Below are 20567 nucleotides of genomic sequence, written 5' to 3' on the forward strand. Positions count from 1 at the left end.
CTATGTCCAACGAATCCTCATTCGGCACGATGCGCATCGGCCTGGCCACCGGCGACGACATCCGCGGATGGTCCTACGGCGAGGTCAAGAAGCCCGAGACGATCAACTACCGGACCCTGAAGCCGGAGAAGGACGGGCTCTTCTGCGAGAAGATCTTCGGCCCGTCCCGGGACTGGGAGTGTTACTGCGGCAAGTACAAGCGGGTGCGCTTCAAGGGGATCATCTGTGAGCGCTGCGGCGTCGAGGTGACCCGTGCCAAGGTGCGCCGTGAGCGCATGGGCCACATCCAGCTGGCCGCCCCGGTGACCCACATCTGGTACTTCAAGGGTGTGCCGTCGCGCCTGGGCTACCTGCTGGACCTGGCGCCGAAGGACCTGGAGAAGGTCATCTACTTCGCCGCCTACATGATCACCTCGGTTGACGAGGACCGTCGTCACGAGGACCTGCCGAACCTGCAGGCCGAGTTCGACCAGGAGGTCAAGCACCTCGCTGACGAGCGCGACTCCGACATCGCCGCCGTCGCCAAGGACCTTGAGGATGACCTCGAGCGTCTCGAAGGCGAGGGCGCGAAGGCTGCTGAGAAGAAGAAGGCCCGCGACACCGCCGATAAGCAGATGGCTCAGGTGCGCAAGCGTGCCGATGCTGAGATCGAGCAGCTGGAGAAGGTCTGGGACCGCTTCAAGAACCTCAAGGTCTCCGACCTCGAGGGTGATGAGGCGCTGTTCCGCGAGCTGCGTGCACGCTACGGTCAGTACTTCGAGGGCTTCATGGGCGCTGAGGCGATCCAGAAGCGCCTGGAGAGCTTCGACATGGACGGCGAGGCCGAGGCCCTGCGCGAGACCATCGCCAACGGCAAGGGGCAGCGCAAGACCCGCGCCCTGAAGCGCCTGAAGGTGCTCAACGCCTTCCTGGCCAACGGCAACTCCCCGGAGGGTATGGTCCTCGACGCGGTCCCGGTGATCCCGCCGGAGATCCGCCCGATGGTCCAGCTCGACGGTGGTCGTTTCGCCACTTCGGACCTCAACGACCTCTACCGCCGGGTGATCAACCGGAACAACCGTCTGAAGCGTCTGCTGGACCTCGGTGCTCCGGAGATCATCGTCAACAACGAGAAGCGGATGCTGCAGGAGTCGGTGGACTCCCTGTTCGACAACGGTCGGCGCGGCCGTCCGGTCACCGGGCCGGGCAACCGTCCGCTGAAGTCGCTGTCCGACATGCTCAAGGGTAAGCAGGGTCGTTTCCGTCAGAACCTGCTGGGTAAGCGTGTGGACTACTCGGGCCGTTCGGTCATCGTGGTCGGTCCGCAGCTGCAGCTGCACGAGTGCGGTCTGCCCAAGCAGATGGCACTGGAGCTGTTCAAGCCGTTCGTGATGAAGCGTCTGGTGGACCTGAACCACGCGCAGAACATCAAGTCGGCCAAGCGGATGGTGGAGCGTCAGCGCCCCCAGGTGTGGGATGTGCTCGAGGAGATCATCACCGAGCACCCGGTGCTGCTCAACCGTGCCCCCACCCTGCACCGTCTGGGTATCCAGGCCTTCGAGCCGCAGCTGGTGGAGGGTAAGGCCCTGCAGCTGCACCCGCTGGTCTGCTCGGCGTTCAACGCTGACTTCGACGGCGACCAGATGGCAGTGCACCTGCCGCTGAGCCCGGAGGCCCAGGCTGAGGCGCGCATCCTGATGCTGTCCTCGAACAACATCCTCAAGCCCTCGGACGGCCGTCCGGTGGCCCTGCCCTCGCAGGACATGATCATCGGTCTGCACCACCTGACCACTGTCCGTGAGGACGCTGAGGGCGCTGAGCGCGCGTTCTCCTCGGTGGGGGAGGCCCAGATGGCCTTCGACCTGAAGGAGCTGCACCTCAACGCGCCGGTGAAGATCCGGGTGGAGGGCTTCGTCCCCTCCGAGGACGTGCCCGCGCCTGAGGGGTGGGAGGCCGGCGAGCCGGCGACGATCAGCACCACGCTGGGGAAGGTCATCTTCAACCAGCTGCTGCCCGAGGACTACCCGTGGCAGGACTCGGTGGCTGATAAGGGCCAGCTCTCGGCGCTGATCAACGATCTCGCCGAGCGGTATCCGACCGTGGCCACCGCGCGGACCCTGGACAACCTCAAGGATGCCGGCTTCTACTGGTCCACCCGTTCGGGTGTGACCGTGGCCATCTCGGACATCACCTCCGATATGGACAAGAAGTCCATCATGGACTCCTATGAGGACCAGGCCGCGAAGGTCCAGTCTCAGTATGAGATGGGTCTGATCGGTGAGGATGAGCGTCACGCCGAGCTGGTGGAGATCTGGTCCAAGGCCACGGAGGAGGTCGCTGCGGCGATGCAGTCGGGGATGGACCGGCTGAACACCATCAACCGTATGGTGACCTCCGGAGCGCGAGGCAACTGGCTGCAGGTCCGGCAGATCGCCGGTATCCGTGGTCTGGTGACCAACCCGCGCGGTGACATCATCCCGCGTCCGATCAAGTCCTCCTACCGTGAGGGACTCTCGGTGCTGGAGTACTTCATCGCGACCCACGGTGCCCGTAAGGGTCTGGCCGACACCGCACTGAAGACGGCGAACTCGGGGTACCTGACCCGTCGTCTGGTCGATGTCTCCCAGGACGTCATCGTGCGCGAGGACGACTGCGGCACCTCCCGCGGTCTGGCCGTGCCGATCGCGGTCGCGGATGAGAACGGCGAGCTGCGTATGCACGAGGCGGTGGAGAACTCCGCCTATGCGCGCACCCTGGCCGTGGACGTCACCGACTCTGAGGGCACGGTGCTGGGCGAGGCCGGAGCCGACGTCGGCGATGTGCTGATCCGCCGTCTCTTCGACGCCGGCATCACTGAGGTCAAGGTCCGCTCCGTGCTGACCTGTGAGTCACCGGTGGGCACCTGCTCGCTGTGCTACGGACGTTCCCTGGCCACCGGTAAGACGGTGGACATCGGTGAGGCTGTGGGCATCATCGCCGCGCAGTCGATCGGTGAGCCGGGCACTCAGCTGACCATGCGTACCTTCCACACCGGTGGTATCGCCTCGGCTGATGACATCACCCAGGGTCTGCCCCGTATTCAGGAGCTGTTCGAGGCCCGCACCCCGAAGGGTGTGGCACCGATCGCGGAGACGGCCGGGCGCGTGCGCCTGGACGAGTCGGACCGCCAGCTGCGGCTGGTCCTGACTCCGGACGACGGCTCCGAGGAGAAGGCCTACCCGGTGCTGCGCCGGGCGCGTCTGCTGGTCAACGACGGCGACCACGTCGAGGTCGGCCAGCAGCTGGTGGCCGGTGCGGTGGACCCGAAGCAGGTGCTGCGCATCCTCGGCCCGCGGGCTGCTCAGAAGTTCCTGGTCTCTGAGGTCCAGGACGTCTACCAGTCCCAGGGCGTGGGCATCCACGACAAGCACGTGGAGGTCATCGTCCGTCAGATGCTGCGCCGTATCACCGTCATCGAGTCCGGCGGCACGGACCTGCTGCCGGGTGAGCTGGCTGATCGGTTCCGCTTCCAGGCGGAGAACCGGAAGGCCGTGGCTGAGGGACGTCAGCCGGCGTCTGGCCGTGACGAGCTGATGGGGATCACCAAGGCCTCGTTGGCCACGGACTCCTGGCTCTCGGCGGCCTCCTTCCAGGAGACCACCCGGGTGCTGACTCAGGCAGCGATGGAAGGCAAGTCGGACCCGCTGCTGGGTCTGAAGGAGAACGTGATCATCGGTAAGCTCATCCCGGCCGGTACCGGGCTGGACCGCTACACGCAGTCCTCCGTGGAGCCGACGGAGGAGGCGAAGGCCAACCTGTTCACCGGTCCGAGCCTCTACGGCACGAGCTTCGACTACGCCGGTATGGAGGGCGACGGAGAGTTCCACGCCATTCCGCTGGATGATTACAACACCGAGCTCGACTTCCGCTGATCCGAGCCGCTGACGAACTGATCTGATCAGTCGACGAAAGGGTCCGGTCCCGGTAGGGGCCGGGCCCTTTCGTCTGCCCGCGGCAGCGACACCACAGTCTGCTTGACAGTCATAATTTGCAATCGTAAAGTTCTGGTCATGGAACGGATACGACTGATGCTCATCGCACTGGTGCTCGCCGCCGCCGTCGCACTGACCGGCTGCGGAGCCACCTCGCACGACTCGCAGACGACGCATCAGGCTCCGCCCGCTGACAGCGCTCAAGGCGAGTCGGAGGTCGGGTCGGATGCTGGGTCGGGGGCTGCGGAGGAGGGGGAGGCAGATGAGGCTCAGCGCGGCGAGGACAACCGGCAGGTCATCACCACCGGTCGGGCGGCAGTCGAGGTGGATGACACCTCGGAGGCCGTCGCTGAGGTGGTCGAACGCCTGGCCGCCTACGACGGGGTGGTGGAGAATCGCCTGGAGACGGCCGGCGAGGACGGCGAGCCGGTCTACGCCTCGCTCAGCCTGAGGGTTCCGGCCGAGAGCTTCACGGATCTGGTGGGCGAACTCGATGAGCTCGGTGACGTGGTGGAGCGCTCGGAGTCCTCCCGTGACGTCACCGGGGCGGTGGAGGATCTCGACGCACGGATTGGCGCTCTGGAGACTTCGACCGAGCGGCTGCTGGAGATCATGGAGGAGTCCGAGACCAGTGCGGATCTGCTGGAGGCGGAGACGACGCTCAGTGAGCGTCAGGCCGAACTGGAGGCCTTGGAGGCCGAGCGCGCGGGTCTGGCGGACCAGGTGGCGATGTCGACGCTCGAGCTGGAGATCAGCAGCGAGCCGATCGCCGGAGTTGAGGGCGGCGGTTTCCTCGGTGGGCTCCAGCAGGGCTGGCGGGGGCTGGTGGAGGGGCTGAACTTCGGGCTGATCACCCTCGGGGTGCTGCTGCCCTGGCTGCCGGTGCTGGCGCTGCCGGTGATCGCCACGGTGTGGCTGGTGCGGCGTCTGCGCCGGAGGCGTCGGCAGCAGCGGTAGAAGCGACACACCGGTGTCTGCTATCGTTGTCTCGATTGTTTCTGTGTGGCAGTAGGACTCAGTCCGGGTTGCGGGGAAAGTGCGCGACAAATGCCACATTTTTGCACGCCTAGGGGCTGGTTGAGTAGCCGCGCGGGGATCGTGCAGAACAGTGCCCAGCACTGCTGACGATCACGCGTGGGCAGCCGTCGCTGATCTCCTTGTCCCAAGGTGAGCGCCGATGGCGCGGCCCCACGGCAAGGAGTCGGACGTGTCCCGCACGGAGCGTCAAGCCTCGAACACGTATGGAGAACGCATAGTGCCTACTATTCAGCAGCTGGTGCGCAAGGGGCGCGCCGTCAAGACTGCCAAGAACAAGACCCCTGCGCTGCAGGGAAGCCCGATGCGTCGCGGCGTGTGCACCCGTGTGTACACCACGACGCCGAAGAAGCCGAACTCCGCCCTCCGTAAGGTCGCCCGTGTGCGTCTCAACGGCGGCGTCGAGGTCACCGCCTACATCCCCGGTGAGGGGCACAACCTGCAGGAGCACTCCATCGTGCTCGTGCGCGGCGGTCGTGTGAAGGACCTCCCCGGCGTCCGCTACAAGATCGTCCGCGGCGCCCTCGACACCCAGGGTGTCAAGGGCCGCGGCCAGGCCCGCAGCCGCTACGGCGCGAAGAAGGAGAAGAAATAATGCCTCGTAAGGGACCTGCTCCCAAGCGCCCGCTCGTCCAGGACCCGGTCCACGGATCGCCGCTGGTCACCCAGCTGATCAACAAGGTCCTCGTCGACGGCAAGAAGTCCACCGCTGAGCGCATCGTCTACGGCGCCCTCGACGGTGTGGCCAAGAAGAACGGCGAAGACTCGGTCGCCACGCTGAAGAAGGCCATGGACAACATCCGTCCGGCCCTCGAGGTCCGCTCCCGCCGCGTCGGCGGTGCCACCTACCAGGTGCCCGTCGAGGTCAAGCCGGGCCGTGCCACCGCGCTGGCTCTGCGCTGGCTGGTCGGCTACGCCAAGGACCGCCGCGAGAAGACTATGACTGAGCGCCTGATGAACGAGATCCTCGACGCCTCCAACGGCCTCGGCGCCGCGGTGAAGCGTCGCGAGGACACCCACAAGATGGCCGAGTCCAACAAGGCGTTCGCCCACTACCGCTGGTGAGCGGTGTCGCGCCCACACGGGAGAGGCTCCGGGTGTGCAGCGTGGCCGATATGGCGTCATCGACGTCACCCATCGTTCGCGCTTCACCCTCGTAGCCGACCCGCGTAGGCTGATCGGGGCCGGTGCGCAGCACCGACCGCCCCCACTTTCCTGAGAGACCTGAGAGATCAAGGGGATCAATCGTGGCACAAGACGTGCTCACTGACCTGAAGAAGGTCCGCAACATCGGCATCATGGCGCACATCGATGCCGGTAAGACCACCACCACCGAGCGCATCCTGTTCTACACGGGCATCAACCACAAGCTGGGCGAGACGCATGACGGCGCCTCGACCACTGACTGGATGGCCCAGGAGAAGGAGCGCGGCATCACGATCACCTCCGCCGCGGTGACCTGCTTCTGGGACGACCACCAGATCAACATCATCGATACTCCGGGCCACGTGGACTTCACCGTCGAGGTGGAGCGTGCCCTGCGCGTGCTCGACGGTGCGGTCGCGGTCTTCGACGGCAAGGAGGGCGTGGAGCCCCAGTCCGAGACGGTGTGGCGCCAGGCGGACAAGTACAACGTCCCGCGCATCTGCTTCGTCAACAAGATGGACAAGCTCGGTGCGGACTTCTACTTCACCGTGGACACCATCGTCGAGCGCCTGGGTGCCAAGCCGCTGGTGCTGCAGCTGCCCATCGGCTCGGAGAACGACTTCACCGGTGTGGTGGACCTGCTCTCGATGAAGGCTCTGGTCTGGGAAGGCGACGCCAAGGGCGACGTCTCCCTGGGTGCTCAGTACGAGACCCGCGAGATCCCCGAGGACCTCAAGGAGCGCGCCGAGCAGTACCGCGCCGAGCTGGTCGAGGCCGTCGCTGAGGCCGACGACGAGCTCATGGAGAAGTACTTCGAGGGCGAGGAGCTCACCATCGATGAGCTCAAGAGCGGTATCCGCAAGCTGACCGTGGCGGGCGACGCCTACCCGGTGCTCTGCGGCTCGGCCTTCAAGAACCGCGGTGTGCAGCCGATGCTCGACGCCGTGGTGGACTACCTGCCCTCGCCGATGGACATCTCCGCGATGGAGGGCCACGCGCCCAACAACGAGGAGGAGACGCTCTACCGCAAGCCCAGCAAGGAGGAGCCCTTCTCCGCGCTGGCCTTCAAGATCGCGGCTCACCCGTTCTTCGGTCAGCTGACCTACATCCGCGTCTACTCCGGACGTCTGACCTCCGGCGCGCAGATCCAGAACACCACCAAGGGGAAGAAGGAGCGCATCGGAAAGCTCTTCCAGATGCACTCCAATAAGGAGAACCCCGTGGAGGAGGTCGTCGCCGGGCACATCTACGCGGTCATCGGCCTGAAGGACACCACCACCGGTGACACGCTCTCGGCCTCCGACGCACCCATCGTGCTGGAGTCCATGAGCTTCCCGGAGCCGGTGATCTCGGTGGCCATCGAGCCGAAGTCCAAGGGTGACCAGGAGAAGCTCTCCACGGCGATCCAGAAGCTGGCCGCCGAGGACCCGACCTTCACCGTGACCCTGAACGAGGAGACCGGTCAGACTGAGATCGGCGGTATGGGCGAGCTGCACCTGGACGTGCTGGTCGACCGTATGAAGCGCGAGTTCAAGGTCGAGGCCAACGTGGGCAAGCCGCAGGTGGCCTACCGTGAGACCATCCGGCAGACGGCCGAGAAGGTTGAGTACACCCACAAGAAGCAGACCGGTGGTTCTGGTCAGTTCGCGAAGGTCATCCTCGACTTCGAGCCCCTGGACACTGCCGAGGGCGAGATGTACGAGTTCGAGAACGCGGTCACCGGTGGCCGCATCCCGCGCGAGTACATTCCGTCGGTGGACGCCGGTATCCAGGACGCCATGACTCTGGGCGTGCTCGCCGGCTACCCGATGGTCGGTGTGAAGGCCAAGCTGCTCGACGGTCAGTACCACGACGTCGACTCCTCGGAGATGGCTTTCAAGCTGGCCGGTTCCCAGGCCTTCAAGGAGGGTGCTCGCCGGGCGAAGCCGGTGCTGCTCGAGCCGATGATGGCCGTGGAGGTCCGCACCCCCGAGGAGTACATGGGTGACGTCATCGGTGACCTGAACTCGCGCCGCGGTCAGATCCAGTCCATGGACGACGCCGCCGGTGTGAAGGTAGTCAAGGCCGGTGTGCCGCTGTCCGAGATGTTCGGCTACATCGGTGAGCTGCGTTCCCGCACGCAGGGACGCGCCGTGTTCACCATGTCCTTCGACTCCTACGCGGAGGTCCCGAAGGCTGTGGCCGACGAGATCATCGAGAAGAACCGCGGGGAGTGACGAACTCACCGAGCAGAAACCCCTGATCCGTCGCCGTTCCTTCGGCGGTCGACGCCTGAGGATCGGCGACGGAGAGGGGCCCCGGATCCGGAACGGGGCCCTGTACGGAGTGGCTGCGGCGGGGCACCGACGAGGTGCTGTGCCATCTTTTCCGGAGAATTTCACCGAAAACCCTGCGCCCCAGTAGACTTGCGAGAGTTTCAGCCCGGAAAGAGTGCGGCTGAAGGTAAGTCTTCTGACCTGATACACGTTCTTTAGGAGGAACCTGTGGCCAAGGCAAAGTTCGAGCGGAGCAAGCCGCACCTCAACATCGGCACCATCGGTCACGTCGACCACGGCAAGACCACCCTGACGGCTGCCATCTCCAAGGTGCTCGGCGACAAGTACCCGGACCTGAACGAGCAGCGTGACTTCGCGTCCATCGACAACGCTCCGGAGGAGCGCGAGCGCGGCATCACCATCAACGTCTCCCACGTGGAGTACCAGACCGAGGCGCGTCACTACGCCCACGTCGACGCTCCCGGTCACGCCGACTACGTGAAGAACATGATCACCGGGGCCGCTCAGATGGACGGTGCGATCCTCGTGGTCGCCGCCACTGACGGTCCGATGGCTCAGACCCGTGAGCACGTGCTGCTGGCCAAGCAGGTCGGCGTGCCGGCTCTGCTGGTGGCTCTGAACAAGTCCGACATGGTCGACGACGAGGAGCTGCTGGACCTGGTCGAGATGGAGGTCCGTGAGCTGCTGTCGGACCAGGACTTCGACGGCGACAACGCTCCGGTCATCCGCACCTCCGGCCTAAAGGCCATCGAGGGCGACGCCGAGTGGGTCAAGACCGTCGAGGAGCTCATGGACGCTGTCGACGAGTTCATCCCGGAGCCCGAGCGTGACAAGGACAAGCCGTTCCTGATGCCGATCGAGGACGTCTTCACCATCACCGGTCGCGGTACCGTGGTCACCGGTCGCGCCGAGCGCGGCACCCTGGCCATCAACTCCGAGGTCGAGATCATCGGTATCCGTGACAAGCAGAAGACCACGGTGACCGGTATCGAGATGTTCCACAAGCAGCTCGACGAGGCATGGGCCGGTGAGAACTGTGGTCTGCTGCTGCGTGGTCTCAAGCGTGACGACGTCGAGCGCGGCCAGGTCGTCGCCGCTCCGGGTTCGATCACCCCGCACACCGACTTCGAGGCGAACGTCTACATCCTTTCCAAGGACGAGGGCGGCCGTCACAACCCCTTCTACACCAACTACCGTCCGCAGTTCTACTTCCGTACCACGGACGTGACCGGTGTGATCCACCTGCCGGAGGGCACCGAGATGGTCATGCCCGGTGACAACACCGAGATGACCGTCGAGCTCATCCAGCCGATCGCTATGGAGGAGGGCCTCGGCTTCGCCATCCGTGAGGGTGGCCGTACCGTCGGCTCGGGTCGTGTCACCAAGATCATCAAGTGATGCACCACGTCGTGCCCAGCGGTGGCTCGGCCTGAGCTGAGCCGCCCGCTGGTGTAGGACATCTCAACGGGGGTCCCCAGAGTGTCACACTCTGGGGACCCCCGTTTCTGTATGGTGGGAATCCACGATGGCATGCGGTGCGATGCCTCACCTCCTGCGGGGCAGTCAGCATCACAGGTAGCGAACACGGGCCGTGGTCACAGATCGTGATCATCGGTCGTGGTCCTCGAGCACAGCGAACAGGGGTGGTGGCGATGTTCATCCTGGGACTCCTCCTCGGCTCGGTGATCACTGCCTTTCTGTTCATGATCCTGGGGGAGCGCACACCCTATACCCGCAATGATCTCGCCCGGGCCTGGCGAGAAGGCTTCGACGAGGCCTGGACCCGGAGCGCTCAGCAGCCTGCACAGGCTCCGGAACCTCCTCGTCCTGTCTTCAGGCCGGAGGCTGCTCCTCCACCTCCACCGCCACCTCCGTCGGCCTCGGCCCCACTGCCTGCGACGCCGCGGCAGGCTCAGCCTCCGCAACCTCCTCAAACCCTGCAGGCGAAGCAGCCCCCGGAGCAGAAGCAGCCTCCGGAACGGAGGCAGCCCCCGCAGCCGAGACAGCTGAGCCCTGAAGAGCAGGCTGAGCAGAAGGCCGCACGTGATCGCCGCAATGTGAACATCACCATCTACACCGCCTGCGTGGTCCTGGTCGCCGCTGCCGGGCTCTTCGTCGCGGCCGCGGAGTTCTCCGCCGCTGTCCGATTCCTCGGCGCGACGGCAGCCGTGGTCTTCTTCTACGCCGGAGGACTCATCTGCCATGTCCTCAGCCCGGTGATTCGGCCGGCGGCCTCCGGGCTGACCGGCACCGGTCTGGCGCTGGTGCCGATCCTGGGTCTGGCCCTGGACGTGCTCATGGTTAACAACCCGGTGTGGTCCTGGCTGCTGACCTCGCTGTGCGGAACGGTCATGATGGTGCTCGCCGCCGCTGTTCTGGACAACCGGATTCTGGCCTTCCTGACGGTGCCGTATCTGCTCTCGCTGTCCTTGGCCTCCGGAGCCGTGCTGCAACAGGGTCTGGTCTGGTCGGCGGTGCTCTCGCTGGGGCTGGCCTCAGCGATGGCGGGCGTCGTGGGCCTGAAGAATCGTGGGATCGGTCTCCTGCCGCCGCTGTTCCACCGGGCGGTGGCGGTGACTCACCGCTGGATCGCCGCCGGCGTCGTCGTGTTGAGTGTGTGCCTGGGGGTGGAGCTCGGCGCCGGAGACCTCCTTGCCGTCTTCGCCGCGGCGGCGGTCTACGCGGTGGTCTGGATCGGTTGCGGGCCGGCCGCGGAGACCCTCCCCACCGCCTATTGTCTGCGGGTGTTGGTCCTGTTCGCCACGGGTGCGGCAGGGCAGCTGATGTCTCTGCCGTGGTGGTCGATCATCGGTGCACTCTCCGTGCTGATCGCCGTGCAGGCACTGGCCGTGCTCGTCAGCCCCGGCGACGGAGTGCTGCTGGGCCGCCGCGTGGCGCCGGTCGAGGTGATGCGCCGCCAGGATCTTCTGGTCTGTGCGGGGCTGATCTGGCTGATCGCCCTGGGCGTTCAGCTGCCCCTGGCTCAGCCCGGCACCGAGGGGTTCAACGTCGCCGCCGTGCTCACAGTGCTTGCCGCTGTCACGGTCGCCGTGGTGCTGACCTTTCGCAGCAGCGCCGCGGGGACTCCGTGCAGCAGCGCCGCGGGGACTCTGCCCAGCAGCGGCACGGGGCTGACAGGCGAGCGCGTAGTCTCGGGGCCCCAGAGTTCGGCTCTGGCGCTCATCGCCCAGGCTGTGCCGAGTCTCGGCGTGCTCCCGCTGTTCATCAGCGCAGGGGATCCGCACAGCATCCAGTGGGAGATCGCCGTGGGGATCGTGCTGGTGACCCAGGCTGCACTGCTGGGACTGCTGGTGGCCCGGGGGATGCGTCGGCACACCCCGGTGCGGGTCGGTGTGCACCTCTGGGGCGTCGCCGTGCTGCTCTTCGTCCTGCTGGTGGCCATACGCTTCTTCGACGACTCGGTGCATACCGCCTTGGCCGTCGGCGGCCTTGCGCTGCTCTGGGCGGTGCTCACCGGCGTCCTGCAGTCCGATGGGGCGGCGGAGGACACCGCAGGAGCGATAGTCCCCGCCGTGGCCGTGGTGTTCTTCTTCGCCGTGGCGCTGGTCTCCGGTGCGCTCATCGATGACGGCACCGGCCTGACCCTGGCGGTGCAGGCGGTGCTGATGGCCTCGGCCATGGGACTGTCGCTGTGGTGGGTGCTGGGCAGAGAGATCAGGATCCCGCAGGTGAGCGAGTCCGATGTCCACAGTCTGCGCGTGGGCGCGGTCTGCGTCGCCGCCGTGGCCCTCGGGGTGAGCCTGGCCGTCATCGGCGACGCCGCAGGTCTCTCCTGGTCTCTGCTGGCCGCTGTGCTCGCGGTCATCATCTGGCTGCTGATCATGGGAGGGGCATCGGCGAGCCGTCTGATGCCGGTAGTCCGGCGGCCCCTCGCCGCGGTAGGAGTGCTGGCGCTGTCACCGACGGCGGCCCTGGTGGTCCACCTGTTGGAGGGCACAGGGACGATGATGCGTGTGGCCTCCGTGACGGCGCTGCTCCTTGGCCTGGGGCTGCGCACCGGTGTCGCACGGCTGCGCGAGCTCTTCGACGCCGTCGCCTCCCGGTGGATCGTGCTCTCGGCAATCGCTGCGTTGACCTGCGCGGAGATGCTCACCGGGGCGGATCGAGCCGCGGTGCTGGCGATGCTGGCGGCCGTGGCCGCCGTCGGCATGACGCTGCGGGCGCAGGGCGGTCTGTGGGTGGTGCTGTGCGCTGCGGTGCTCCTGCTCTTCGCCGCCTCCGAGGTGTTCGCTCTTCGTGCTGGAATCCTCGCAGCGCCGCTGTACTCTGCCGAGGTCCTGGCCGGTCTCCTCTTCACCGCGGCGGCCCTCGGGCTGTTGGCTGAGATACTGGCCGCGCGTGCGCAGCTGGGTGAGGCCGCGCGTCGGCGGGACGGCGAGGTGCGGGTGCTGGGCGGCCCGAACACGCTGCTGCCGGAGACGGCCACGGCGGGGACTTGGCTGTTGGGCCTGGTCCTCGCCGCGGCGGAGGACTCACGGGGACTGCTCCTGACAGCAGTGGTCCTGGGCTGCCTGGCCCTGCACACGCTCTCCTGTACCCGGTCCGCCCCCTCGGTAGTGGCTGCTCAGGTGCTGGTGATCCCGGGGATGATCTGGCTGTCCCTGTGGTGGGCCGAGTCTCTCGGGGCACCTGTACCGGAGGGTCCGTGGGAGGTGCTGAGCGTGTGTCTGGCCTCAGCGGTGCTGCTGTTCCTCGCCGCCGCGGTGGACACCCCGCTGCGCAGGCAACTGCCTGTGCGTGTACGAGGATTCAGCCCGGGTCCTCTGAACACAGGTCCTCTGAACACAGGCGCTCGGCACTCGGTCACCGCGCATTCCGGCTCAGCTCTGGATCCCGTCGCCGCGCTGCGTCACGGGGCACTGCTGCTGCTCGGTGTCGGGGCAGCGCTCACCCTGCTGGTCCTCACTCCGGCACGAGCCAGCGATCGGTACGCTGAGCCCTCGGATCACGCCGCCGTCGTGCTCGCCGCCACGCTGCTCCTGACCGCTTGGTGGCTGCTGGTTATCTCCTGGCAGCGAGTCGGTCCCGCCGCCCGGGCACTTCGGGCCGCGCCCGGTGGTGTGCGGCATCACCAACTGTTGCAGACTGCCGTGGAGGCCGGAGCCCTGCTCAGCGTCGGCACGGGCCTGCGGCTGTGGTGGTACACCGATCACCTGCCTCAGCACCCGGTGTGGTGGTCCGGACTGATCCTCGCCGGGACCTGCCTGGCGGTGGGCCAAGCGCATCTTCTGCGGGCGGCACCTCGCAGGAGCCTGGTGTGGGCCGTGCTTGGTGCGGTGATCTTCACCGGATGCGCCGCTGCTGTGGCGGTGATCGGGACACCGCTGATGCAGCTGGTCGTGCTTCTGGGCTTTGCGCTGCTGCTGGTGCTGGGGCTGCTGCAGGGCCAGCGGGTGCTGCTCTGGTGGGGAGTCGTCGGCGTGGGACTGTCCGTGCTGTACTATCTGCAGGACTACACCTATCTCTGGTTGGCGCTGCTGGGTCTGGCGCTCATCGCCGTGGCTGTGAGGCAGCTCATCCGCGCATCGCGCCGCTCGGCCTTGCGCAGCCCTGACTGATCTGTCAGGATAGACAAGTTGCTCAGGACGAGGTGTGCCCGTGATGGCGCCCTCTGGGTGAGCAGATCGACATTCACAACTACGCCGACTACGCGGTGTGCTCCGCTGTGCGCAGATTTCCTGCCCATCTAAGCGACACGCCCGACCGCGGGGGTCGGAGTCCGGCAGAGCGAACAGCCCGTTTCGCGGGTTCGCCTGTCGGGGTGTGCATCAGGTGCCTCACCACCGTCACGATGCGCAGCCCACAACTGCAGAAGGGGAGTGCCGCACCGGGTCCGTCGACGGACCGCATACGGGCGGATGCCTTTTCCGAAGGGGCCGAAGCGCCCCAGCAGATGTCGGCTGTGTGATACGGCGGCCACCACAGGTGGGAGGCCGCCGCAGATGCCACAGACCATTTGAAGGACTGACAAGAGAGGCAGACGCCATGGCGGGACAGAAAATCCGCATCCGGCTGAAGTCCTATGACCACGAGGTCATCGACTCCTCGGCTCGGAAGATCGTCGACACGGTCACGCGCGCAGGCGCCACGGTAGTGGGCCCGGTGCCGCTGCCGACCGAGAAGAACGTGTACGCCGTGATCCGTTCACCGCATAAGTACAAGGACAGCCGCGAGCACTTCGAGATGCGCACACACAAGCGCCTGATCGACATCGTGGACCCGACGCCGAAGGCAGTCGACTCGCTGATGCGTCTCGACCTTCCTGCAGACGTCAACATCGAGATCAAGCTCTGAAGCAGGGAGGTGCTGAGAGAACTATGACCAACATTTCCCGCGTCAACACCAACGTCAAGGGACTGCTGGGCACGAAGCTCGGCATGACCCAGGTCTGGGACGAGGAGAACAACCTCATCCCGGTCACTGTCGTCCAGGCCGACTCCAACGTCATCAGCCAGGTCCGCACCGACGAGACCGACGGCTACTCCGCAGTCCAGATCGCCTACGGGCAGATCGACCCGCGCAAGGTGACCCAGCCGATGGCCGGGCACTTCGCCAAGGCCGGAGTGACTCCGCGCCGTCACGTGGTCGAAGTCCGCACCGCCGACGCCGCCGACTACGAGCTCGGCCAGGACCTGAAGGTGGAGACCTTCGAGGCCGGTCAGCTCGTCGACGTCATCGGTAAGACCAAGGGCAAGGGCTTCGCCGGTGTCATGAAGCGTCACGGCTTCGGCGGCGTCGGCGCCTCCCACGGTCAGCACAAGAACCACCGCAAGCCGGGCGCCATCGGTGGTGCCGCCACCCCGGGTCGCGTCTTCAAGGGCGTGCGCATGGCCGGCCGGATGGGCAACGTCCGTCACACCACGCACAACCTCACCGTCCACGCCGTGGACGCCGAGAAGAACCTGCTGCTCATCAAGGGCGCCGTGCCCGGTGCCCGCGGCCAGGTCGTCCTGGTCCGTACGGCAGTGAAGGGAGCATGATCCTCATGGCCAAGAAGGTTTCCGTCGACCTCCCCGCAGAGGTCTTCGACGCCAAGACCAACGTGACGCTGATCCACCAGGTCGTCGTCGCGCAGCAGGCCGCGGCGCGTCAGGGTACCCACAAGACCAAGACCCGCGCCGAGGTCTCCGGCACCACGGCCAAGCCGTTCCGCCAGAAGGGCACCGGCCGGGCTCGTCAGGGTTCGATGATCGGTCCGCACCAGATCGGTGGTGGCGTCGCGCACGGCCCGGTGCCGCGCAGCTACGCCCAGCGCACCCCGAAGAAGATGAAGGCCGCAGCACTGCGCGGCATCCTCTCGGACCGCGCCCGCGCCGGCCGCATCCACGTGGTCGACGCACTGGTCGCCGATGCTCCGTCCACGAAGGCCGCCCGCGAGGCGCTGGCCGGGCTGGGCGGACAGGACCGCAACTGGCTGGTCGTCATCGACCGTGCCGACGACAACACTGCGCTGTCGACCCGCAACCTGCCCGACGTGCACACCCTGTACGCCGACCAGCTGAACACCTACGACGTCGTCGTCTCCGATGACGTGGTGTTCACCCAGGCCGGCTACGACGCCTTCCTGGCCCACCAGGCGGGCGCCAAGAAGGAGGAGACCCAGTGAGCGTCCTGACCAATAAGGACCCGCGGGACGTCATCATCGCCCCGGTCGTCTCGGAGAAGTCCTACGCCAACCTCGATGAGGGCAAGTACACCTTCCTAGTCGACGTCAAGGCGAACAAGTCCGAGATCAAGTACGCGGTCGAGAAGATCTTCTCCGTGAAGGTCGACTCGGTGAACACCTCCAACCGTCCGGGCAAGCGTCGCCGCACCCGCTTCGGCTGGGGTTCGCGCAACGCGACCAAGCGCGCGATCGTGACCCTCCGTGAGGGAAGCATCGACATCTTCGGAGGTCCGCTCGCCTGACCGGCGCGCGGAGACCACTTAATCGAGGAAGAAGAACATGGCTATCCGTAATCTCAAGCCGACCACTCCGGGCCAGCGCGGCTCGTCCGTGGCCGACTTCGCAGAGATCACCCGGGACACCCCGGAGAAGTCCCTGCTGCGTCCGCTGTCCAAGTCCGGCGGCCGCAACAGCTCGGGCAAGATCACCACCCGTCACAAGGGCGGCGGACACAAGCGTCAGTACCGACTGATCGACTTCCGCCGTCACGACAAGGACGGCGTGCCGGCGAAGGTCGCCCACATCGAGTACGACCCCAACCGCACCGCGCGCATCGCCCTGCTGCACTACGCCGACGGCACCAAGCGCTACATCCTGGCACCGGCCAAGCTGGTCCAGGGCGCGGCCATCGAGTCCGGCCCCAACGCCGACATCAAGCCCGGCAACAACCTGCCGCTGCGCAACATCCCGCTCGGTACCGTGATCCACGCGGTGGAGCTGCGTCCCGGCGGCGGTGCCAAGCTCGGCCGCTCCGCCGGCGCATCCATCCAGCTGGTGGCTCGTGAGGGCAAGTACGCGCAGCTGCGCCTGCCCTCCGGCGAGGTCCGCAACGTCGACGTGCGCTGCCGGGCGACCGTCGGTCAGGTGGGCAACGCCGAGCAGTCCAACATCAACTGGGGCAAGGCCGGCCGCAACCGCTGGAAGGGCGTCCGCCCGACCGTCCGCGGTGTGGTCATGAACCCGATCGACCACCCTCACGGTGGTGGTGAGGGGAAGACCTCCGGTGGTCGTCACCCGGTCAACCCCAACGGTAAGCCCGAGGGCCGTACGCGTCGCCCGAACAAGGAGAGCGACAAGCTCATCGTGCGTCGCCGTCGTAAGAAGAACAAGCGATAGGAGCCTTCGAGAATGCCACGCAGCCTGAAGAAGGGCCCTTTCGTCGATCAGCACCTGTACCTGAAGGTCGATGCTGAGAACGAGAAGGGCACCAAGAATGTCATCAAGACCTGGTCCCGCCGTTCGATGATCATCCCGGACATGCTCGGTCACACCATCGCGGTGCACGACGGCCGCAAGCACATCCCGGTGTTCATCACCGAGTCGATGGTCGGGCACAAGCTCGGCGAATTCGCTCCGACGCGCACGTTCCGCGGCCATGTGAAGGACGACAGGAAGGGCAAGCGCCGCTGACTTCCCTGACATGCCACACGGCATGTCGAGGAGACAGCGGAGGCTCGCACTTCGATCGAGACACGAGAGAAGGAAAGCAATGGAAGCCAAGGCAATTGCGCGCTATCTGCGTGTGACGCCTATGAAGGCCCGGCGCGTCGTCGACCTCGTCCGCGGCAAGCAGGCCAATGAGGCGCTGGCCATCCTGCAGTTCGCTCCGCAGGGTGCGTCTGAGCCGGTCTACAAGGTCCTGGCCTCGGCGATGGCGAATGCTCGCCAGCACGCCGACCGCGCCGGCGTCGCCTTCAACGAGGACGACTACTACGTCACCGAGGCCCGAGTGGATGAGGGGCCGACTATGAAGCGGTTCCGTCCCCGTGCCCAGGGCCGGGCGTACCGAATCAACAAGCGCACCAGCCACGTCACCGTCGTGGTCGGTACGGAAGAGAAGGGTGGGGATCAGTAATGGGTCAGAAGATCAATCCCAACGGTTTCCGTCTGGGTGTCACCACTGACCACGTCTCCCACTGGTACGCGGACTCCTCCAAGGCGGGTCAGCGCTACAAGGACTTCGTGAAGGAAGACGTCCAGATCCGCGAGATGCTCAACAGCTCCGTGGAGCGTGCCGGCATCTCCAAGGTGGAGATCGAGCGGACCCGTGACCGTGTGCGCGTGGACATCCACACCGCTCGTCCGGGCATCGTCATCGGCCGCCGTGGTGCCGAGGCCGACCGCATCCGCGGCAAGCTCGAGAAGCTCACCGGCAAGCAGATCCAGCTGAACATCCTCGAGGTCAAGAACCCCGAGACCGATGCGCAGCTGGTGGCCCAGGGTGTCGCTGAGCAGCTGGCCGCCCGTGTGGCGTTCCGCCGCGCGATGAAGAAGGCCATCTCCTCGGCCATGCGTTCCGGTGCCAAGGGCATCCGGATCCAGTGCTCCGGGCGTCTCGGTGGTGCTGAGATGTCGCGGTCGGAGTTCTACCGTGAGGGGCGCGTGCCGCTGCACACCCTGCGGGCGAACATCGACTTCGGCAAGCACGAGGCCAAGACCACCTTCGGCCGTATTGGCGTGAAGGTCTGGGTCTACAAGGGTGACCTCACCGATAAGGAGCTGGCCGCGCAGCAGGCCGCCCAGCCCTCCGGCCGCGGTGGACGTGGCGGCGGAGGACGCGCAGGCGGCGAGCGTCGCCGTCGTGGCGGCCGCGGTCGTGACCAGCAGGCGCCGGCAGCTGAGGGTGCCGCCGCCGGGCAGGGCGCAGAAGGAGGACAGAGCTGATGCTGATGCCCAAGCGAGTCAAGTACCGCAAGCCGCATAAGCCGGACCGCAGCGGTCGCGCGAAGGGTGGCACGGAGCTGGCCTTCGGCGAGTACGGCATTCAGGCCGTGGGCCGCGCCTACGTGACGAACCGCCAGATCGAGTCCGCGCGTATCGCGATGACCCGCTACATCAAGCGTGGCGGTAAGGTCTGGATCAACATCTACCCGGACCAGCCGATCACCAAGAAGCCTGCCGAAGTCCGTATGGGCTCCGGTAAGGGTTCCCCCGAGTGGTGGGTGGCCAATGTGAAGCCCGGACGTGTGATGTTCGAGCTGTCCGGTGTCAGCGAGGAGGTCGCCCGTGAGGCGCTCCGGCTGGCGATGCACAAGCTGCCGCTGAAGGCACGCGTGATCAGCCGAGAGGGTGGTGAGTGACGATGGCAGTCGGTTCCAAGGATCTGACGATGGACCAGCTCTCCGTAATGGACCAGGAGTCCCTCGCTGAGAAGCTGCGCGGCGCCAAGGAGGAGCTCTTCAACCTCCGCTTCCAGTCCGCCACCGGTCAGCTGGAGAACTCCAGCCGGCTGAAGGCTGTCAAGCGTGACATCGCCCGTATCTACACGGTGCTGCGCGAGCGTGAGCTCGGCATCCGCGAGACTGTTGGCGATGAGGCTGAGTCGGCAGAGGCTGACTCGGCTTCCGAAGAGAAGGCTGAGGACTGAGCATGAGCGAGACCCAGAGCGAGACCCAGGCTGAGGCCCAGGGTCAGCAGGCGCCGGAGCGCAACTACCGCAAGAGCCTCCGCGGCGTCGTCGTCTCCGACAAGATGCAGAAGACGATCGTCGTCGAGGTGGAGGACCGCAAGAAGCACTCCCTGTACGGGAAGGTCATGAAGCGGCACTCCAAGTTCAAGGTGCACGACGAGAACGAGGAGGCCGGCGTGGGCGACACCGTCCGCATCGCCGAGACCCGCCCGCTCTCGGCCACCAAGCGGTGGCGTCTGGTGCGCATCATCGAAAAGGCTAAGTGATCCGCGGCCCCCGTCATAGGGGCACGAGGGCACATCGCTGAGAGGTCGGGACCCACTCGTCACTACGAGTTGGGTCCCGACCTTTTTTCAGGTATGATAATGAGTCTGTGCGCCCTTTCCGCGGGACCATCCATCCTGCGGGCCCGAGTCGAGCGTGCGGAACCACAGACTGAGCAGGCCGCCCCAGGCGGCGCAGGACAGTCTTGGGGTCCGAATGCCGGGAGCACTGATCGGCACAGCTCGACGGGGAATAGGACAGCGCACGTCCCCCACCAGGCCGCCTCGGCCCTGCGGACAGTGAGAGATCGACCGGTGCATCCCGGCGACGACTGCAGGGGTAAGCGGCGGGGGAGTGTTCATCAGGAAGTTCCGCAAGGCTCGTCGAGGCATCGACGAGAACCGGCGAGACGACAGGAGATACACCAGTGATTCAGCAGGAATCGCGGCTGAAGATCGCCGACAACACCGGTGCCAAGGAACTCTTGGTCATTCGTGTGCTCGGCGGTTCCGGACGCCGCTATGCAGGCATCGGCGACATTTTCGTCGCCACCGTCAAAGACGCCATCCCCGGCGGCAACGTCAAGAAGGGCGACGTGGTCAAGGCCGTGGTCGTCCGTTCCAAGAAGAAGACCCGCCGCCAGGACGGGTCCTACATCAGCTTCGACGAGAACGCCGCGGTGGTCCTCAAGGGCGACACCCAGGACCCGCGCGGTACCCGTATCTTCGGACCGGTCGGTCGCGAGCTGCGCGACAAGAAGTTCATGAAGATCGTCTCGCTCGCGCCGGAGGTGCTCTGAC

19 protein-coding genes are annotated in these 20567 nt (G+C 66.1%); all 19 read left to right on the forward strand.

Annotated elements, in window-relative coordinates; translation table 11 throughout:
- Positions 1-2 precede the first annotated feature (2 nt).
- The 19 genes from RIL96_RS09625 to rplN all read left to right on the forward strand — a co-directional run bounded on the left by RIL96_RS09625 (position 3) and on the right by rplN (position 20566).
- The gene (locus RIL96_RS09625) at positions 3-3890 is read left to right on the forward strand and encodes a DNA-directed RNA polymerase subunit beta' (protein WP_310548806.1); all 3888 of its coding nucleotides are present in this window, start codon (positions 3-5) and stop codon (positions 3888-3890) included.
- 138 nt (positions 3891-4028) lie between these two features.
- Positions 4029-4907 (forward strand): DUF4349 domain-containing protein, encoded by an 879-nt coding sequence (locus RIL96_RS09630; protein WP_310548807.1) that lies wholly within the window; start codon positions 4029-4031, stop codon positions 4905-4907.
- A gap of 298 nt (positions 4908-5205) precedes the next feature.
- On the forward strand, positions 5206-5580 hold the full coding sequence (gene rpsL, locus RIL96_RS09635; RefSeq protein WP_310548808.1) for a 30S ribosomal protein S12: 375 nt from the start codon (positions 5206-5208) through the stop codon (positions 5578-5580).
- Complete coding sequence (gene rpsG, locus RIL96_RS09640; RefSeq protein ID WP_261624096.1) at positions 5580-6050, forward strand: 30S ribosomal protein S7; 471 nt, start codon at positions 5580-5582, stop codon at positions 6048-6050. The genes rpsL and rpsG overlap by 1 nt, the downstream gene beginning before the upstream one ends.
- Positions 6051-6232: 182 nt before the next feature.
- Positions 6233-8347 carry an elongation factor G gene (gene fusA, locus RIL96_RS09645; RefSeq protein ID WP_310548809.1) on the forward strand — a complete coding sequence of 705 codons (2115 nt, stop codon included), beginning with the start codon at positions 6233-6235 and terminating at the stop codon, positions 8345-8347.
- Between the two features lie 267 nt (positions 8348-8614).
- Positions 8615-9805 carry an elongation factor Tu gene (tuf, locus tag RIL96_RS09650; protein WP_310548810.1) on the forward strand — a complete coding sequence of 397 codons (1191 nt, stop codon included), beginning with the start codon at positions 8615-8617 and terminating at the stop codon, positions 9803-9805.
- A gap of 254 nt (positions 9806-10059) precedes the next feature.
- Positions 10060-13986 (forward strand): hypothetical protein, encoded by a 3927-nt coding sequence (locus RIL96_RS09655; protein ID WP_310548811.1) that lies wholly within the window; start codon positions 10060-10062, stop codon positions 13984-13986.
- 427 nt (positions 13987-14413) lie between these two features.
- On the forward strand, positions 14414-14722 hold the full coding sequence (gene rpsJ / locus RIL96_RS09660; RefSeq protein ID WP_010524603.1) for a 30S ribosomal protein S10: 309 nt from the start codon (positions 14414-14416) through the stop codon (positions 14720-14722).
- A gap of 23 nt (positions 14723-14745) precedes the next feature.
- Entirely contained in the window at positions 14746-15408 is a 663-nt protein-coding gene (gene rplC / locus RIL96_RS09665; RefSeq protein ID WP_310548812.1) for a 50S ribosomal protein L3, read from the forward strand.
- A gap of 5 nt (positions 15409-15413) precedes the next feature.
- The gene (rplD, locus tag RIL96_RS09670) at positions 15414-16034 is read left to right on the forward strand and encodes a 50S ribosomal protein L4 (RefSeq protein ID WP_310548813.1); all 621 of its coding nucleotides are present in this window, start codon (positions 15414-15416) and stop codon (positions 16032-16034) included.
- A complete protein-coding gene (rplW, locus tag RIL96_RS09675) occupies positions 16031-16336 on the forward strand; it encodes a 50S ribosomal protein L23 (protein WP_310548814.1) in 306 nt (101 codons plus the stop codon). The genes rplD and rplW overlap by 4 nt, the downstream gene beginning before the upstream one ends.
- Positions 16337-16373: 37 nt before the next feature.
- Complete coding sequence (rplB, locus tag RIL96_RS09680; protein WP_310548815.1) at positions 16374-17210, forward strand: 50S ribosomal protein L2; 837 nt, start codon at positions 16374-16376, stop codon at positions 17208-17210.
- Between the two features lie 12 nt (positions 17211-17222).
- The gene (gene rpsS, locus RIL96_RS09685; RefSeq protein ID WP_010145315.1) at positions 17223-17504 is read left to right on the forward strand and encodes a 30S ribosomal protein S19; all 282 of its coding nucleotides are present in this window, start codon (positions 17223-17225) and stop codon (positions 17502-17504) included.
- A gap of 79 nt (positions 17505-17583) precedes the next feature.
- Complete coding sequence (gene rplV / locus RIL96_RS09690) at positions 17584-17949, forward strand: 50S ribosomal protein L22 (RefSeq protein WP_310548816.1); 366 nt, start codon at positions 17584-17586, stop codon at positions 17947-17949.
- Complete coding sequence (gene rpsC / locus RIL96_RS09695; RefSeq protein WP_310548817.1) at positions 17949-18758, forward strand: 30S ribosomal protein S3; 810 nt, start codon at positions 17949-17951, stop codon at positions 18756-18758. The genes rplV and rpsC overlap by 1 nt, the downstream gene beginning before the upstream one ends.
- Positions 18758-19174: a 50S ribosomal protein L16 gene (gene rplP, locus RIL96_RS09700; protein WP_310548818.1), complete on the forward strand. Its 417-nt coding sequence runs from the start codon at positions 18758-18760 to the stop codon at positions 19172-19174. Before rpsC ends, rplP begins: the two co-directional genes overlap by 1 nt.
- Before the next feature lie 2 nt (positions 19175-19176).
- Positions 19177-19461: a 50S ribosomal protein L29 gene (rpmC, locus tag RIL96_RS09705; RefSeq protein ID WP_310548819.1), complete on the forward strand. Its 285-nt coding sequence runs from the start codon at positions 19177-19179 to the stop codon at positions 19459-19461.
- Between the two features lie 2 nt (positions 19462-19463).
- Positions 19464-19769, forward strand: coding sequence for a 30S ribosomal protein S17 (gene rpsQ, locus RIL96_RS09710; RefSeq protein ID WP_310548820.1), 306 nt, complete (start codon positions 19464-19466; stop codon positions 19767-19769).
- A 425-nt stretch (positions 19770-20194) separates the two neighbouring features.
- Positions 20195-20566, forward strand: coding sequence for a 50S ribosomal protein L14 (gene rplN / locus RIL96_RS09715; protein WP_310548821.1), 372 nt, complete (start codon positions 20195-20197; stop codon positions 20564-20566).
- Position 20567 lies beyond the last annotated feature (1 nt).

Origin of the sequence: Nesterenkonia aerolata (assembly GCF_031470965.1) — a bacterium.
GTDB lineage: Bacteria > Actinomycetota > Actinomycetes > Actinomycetales > Micrococcaceae > Nesterenkonia > Nesterenkonia aerolata.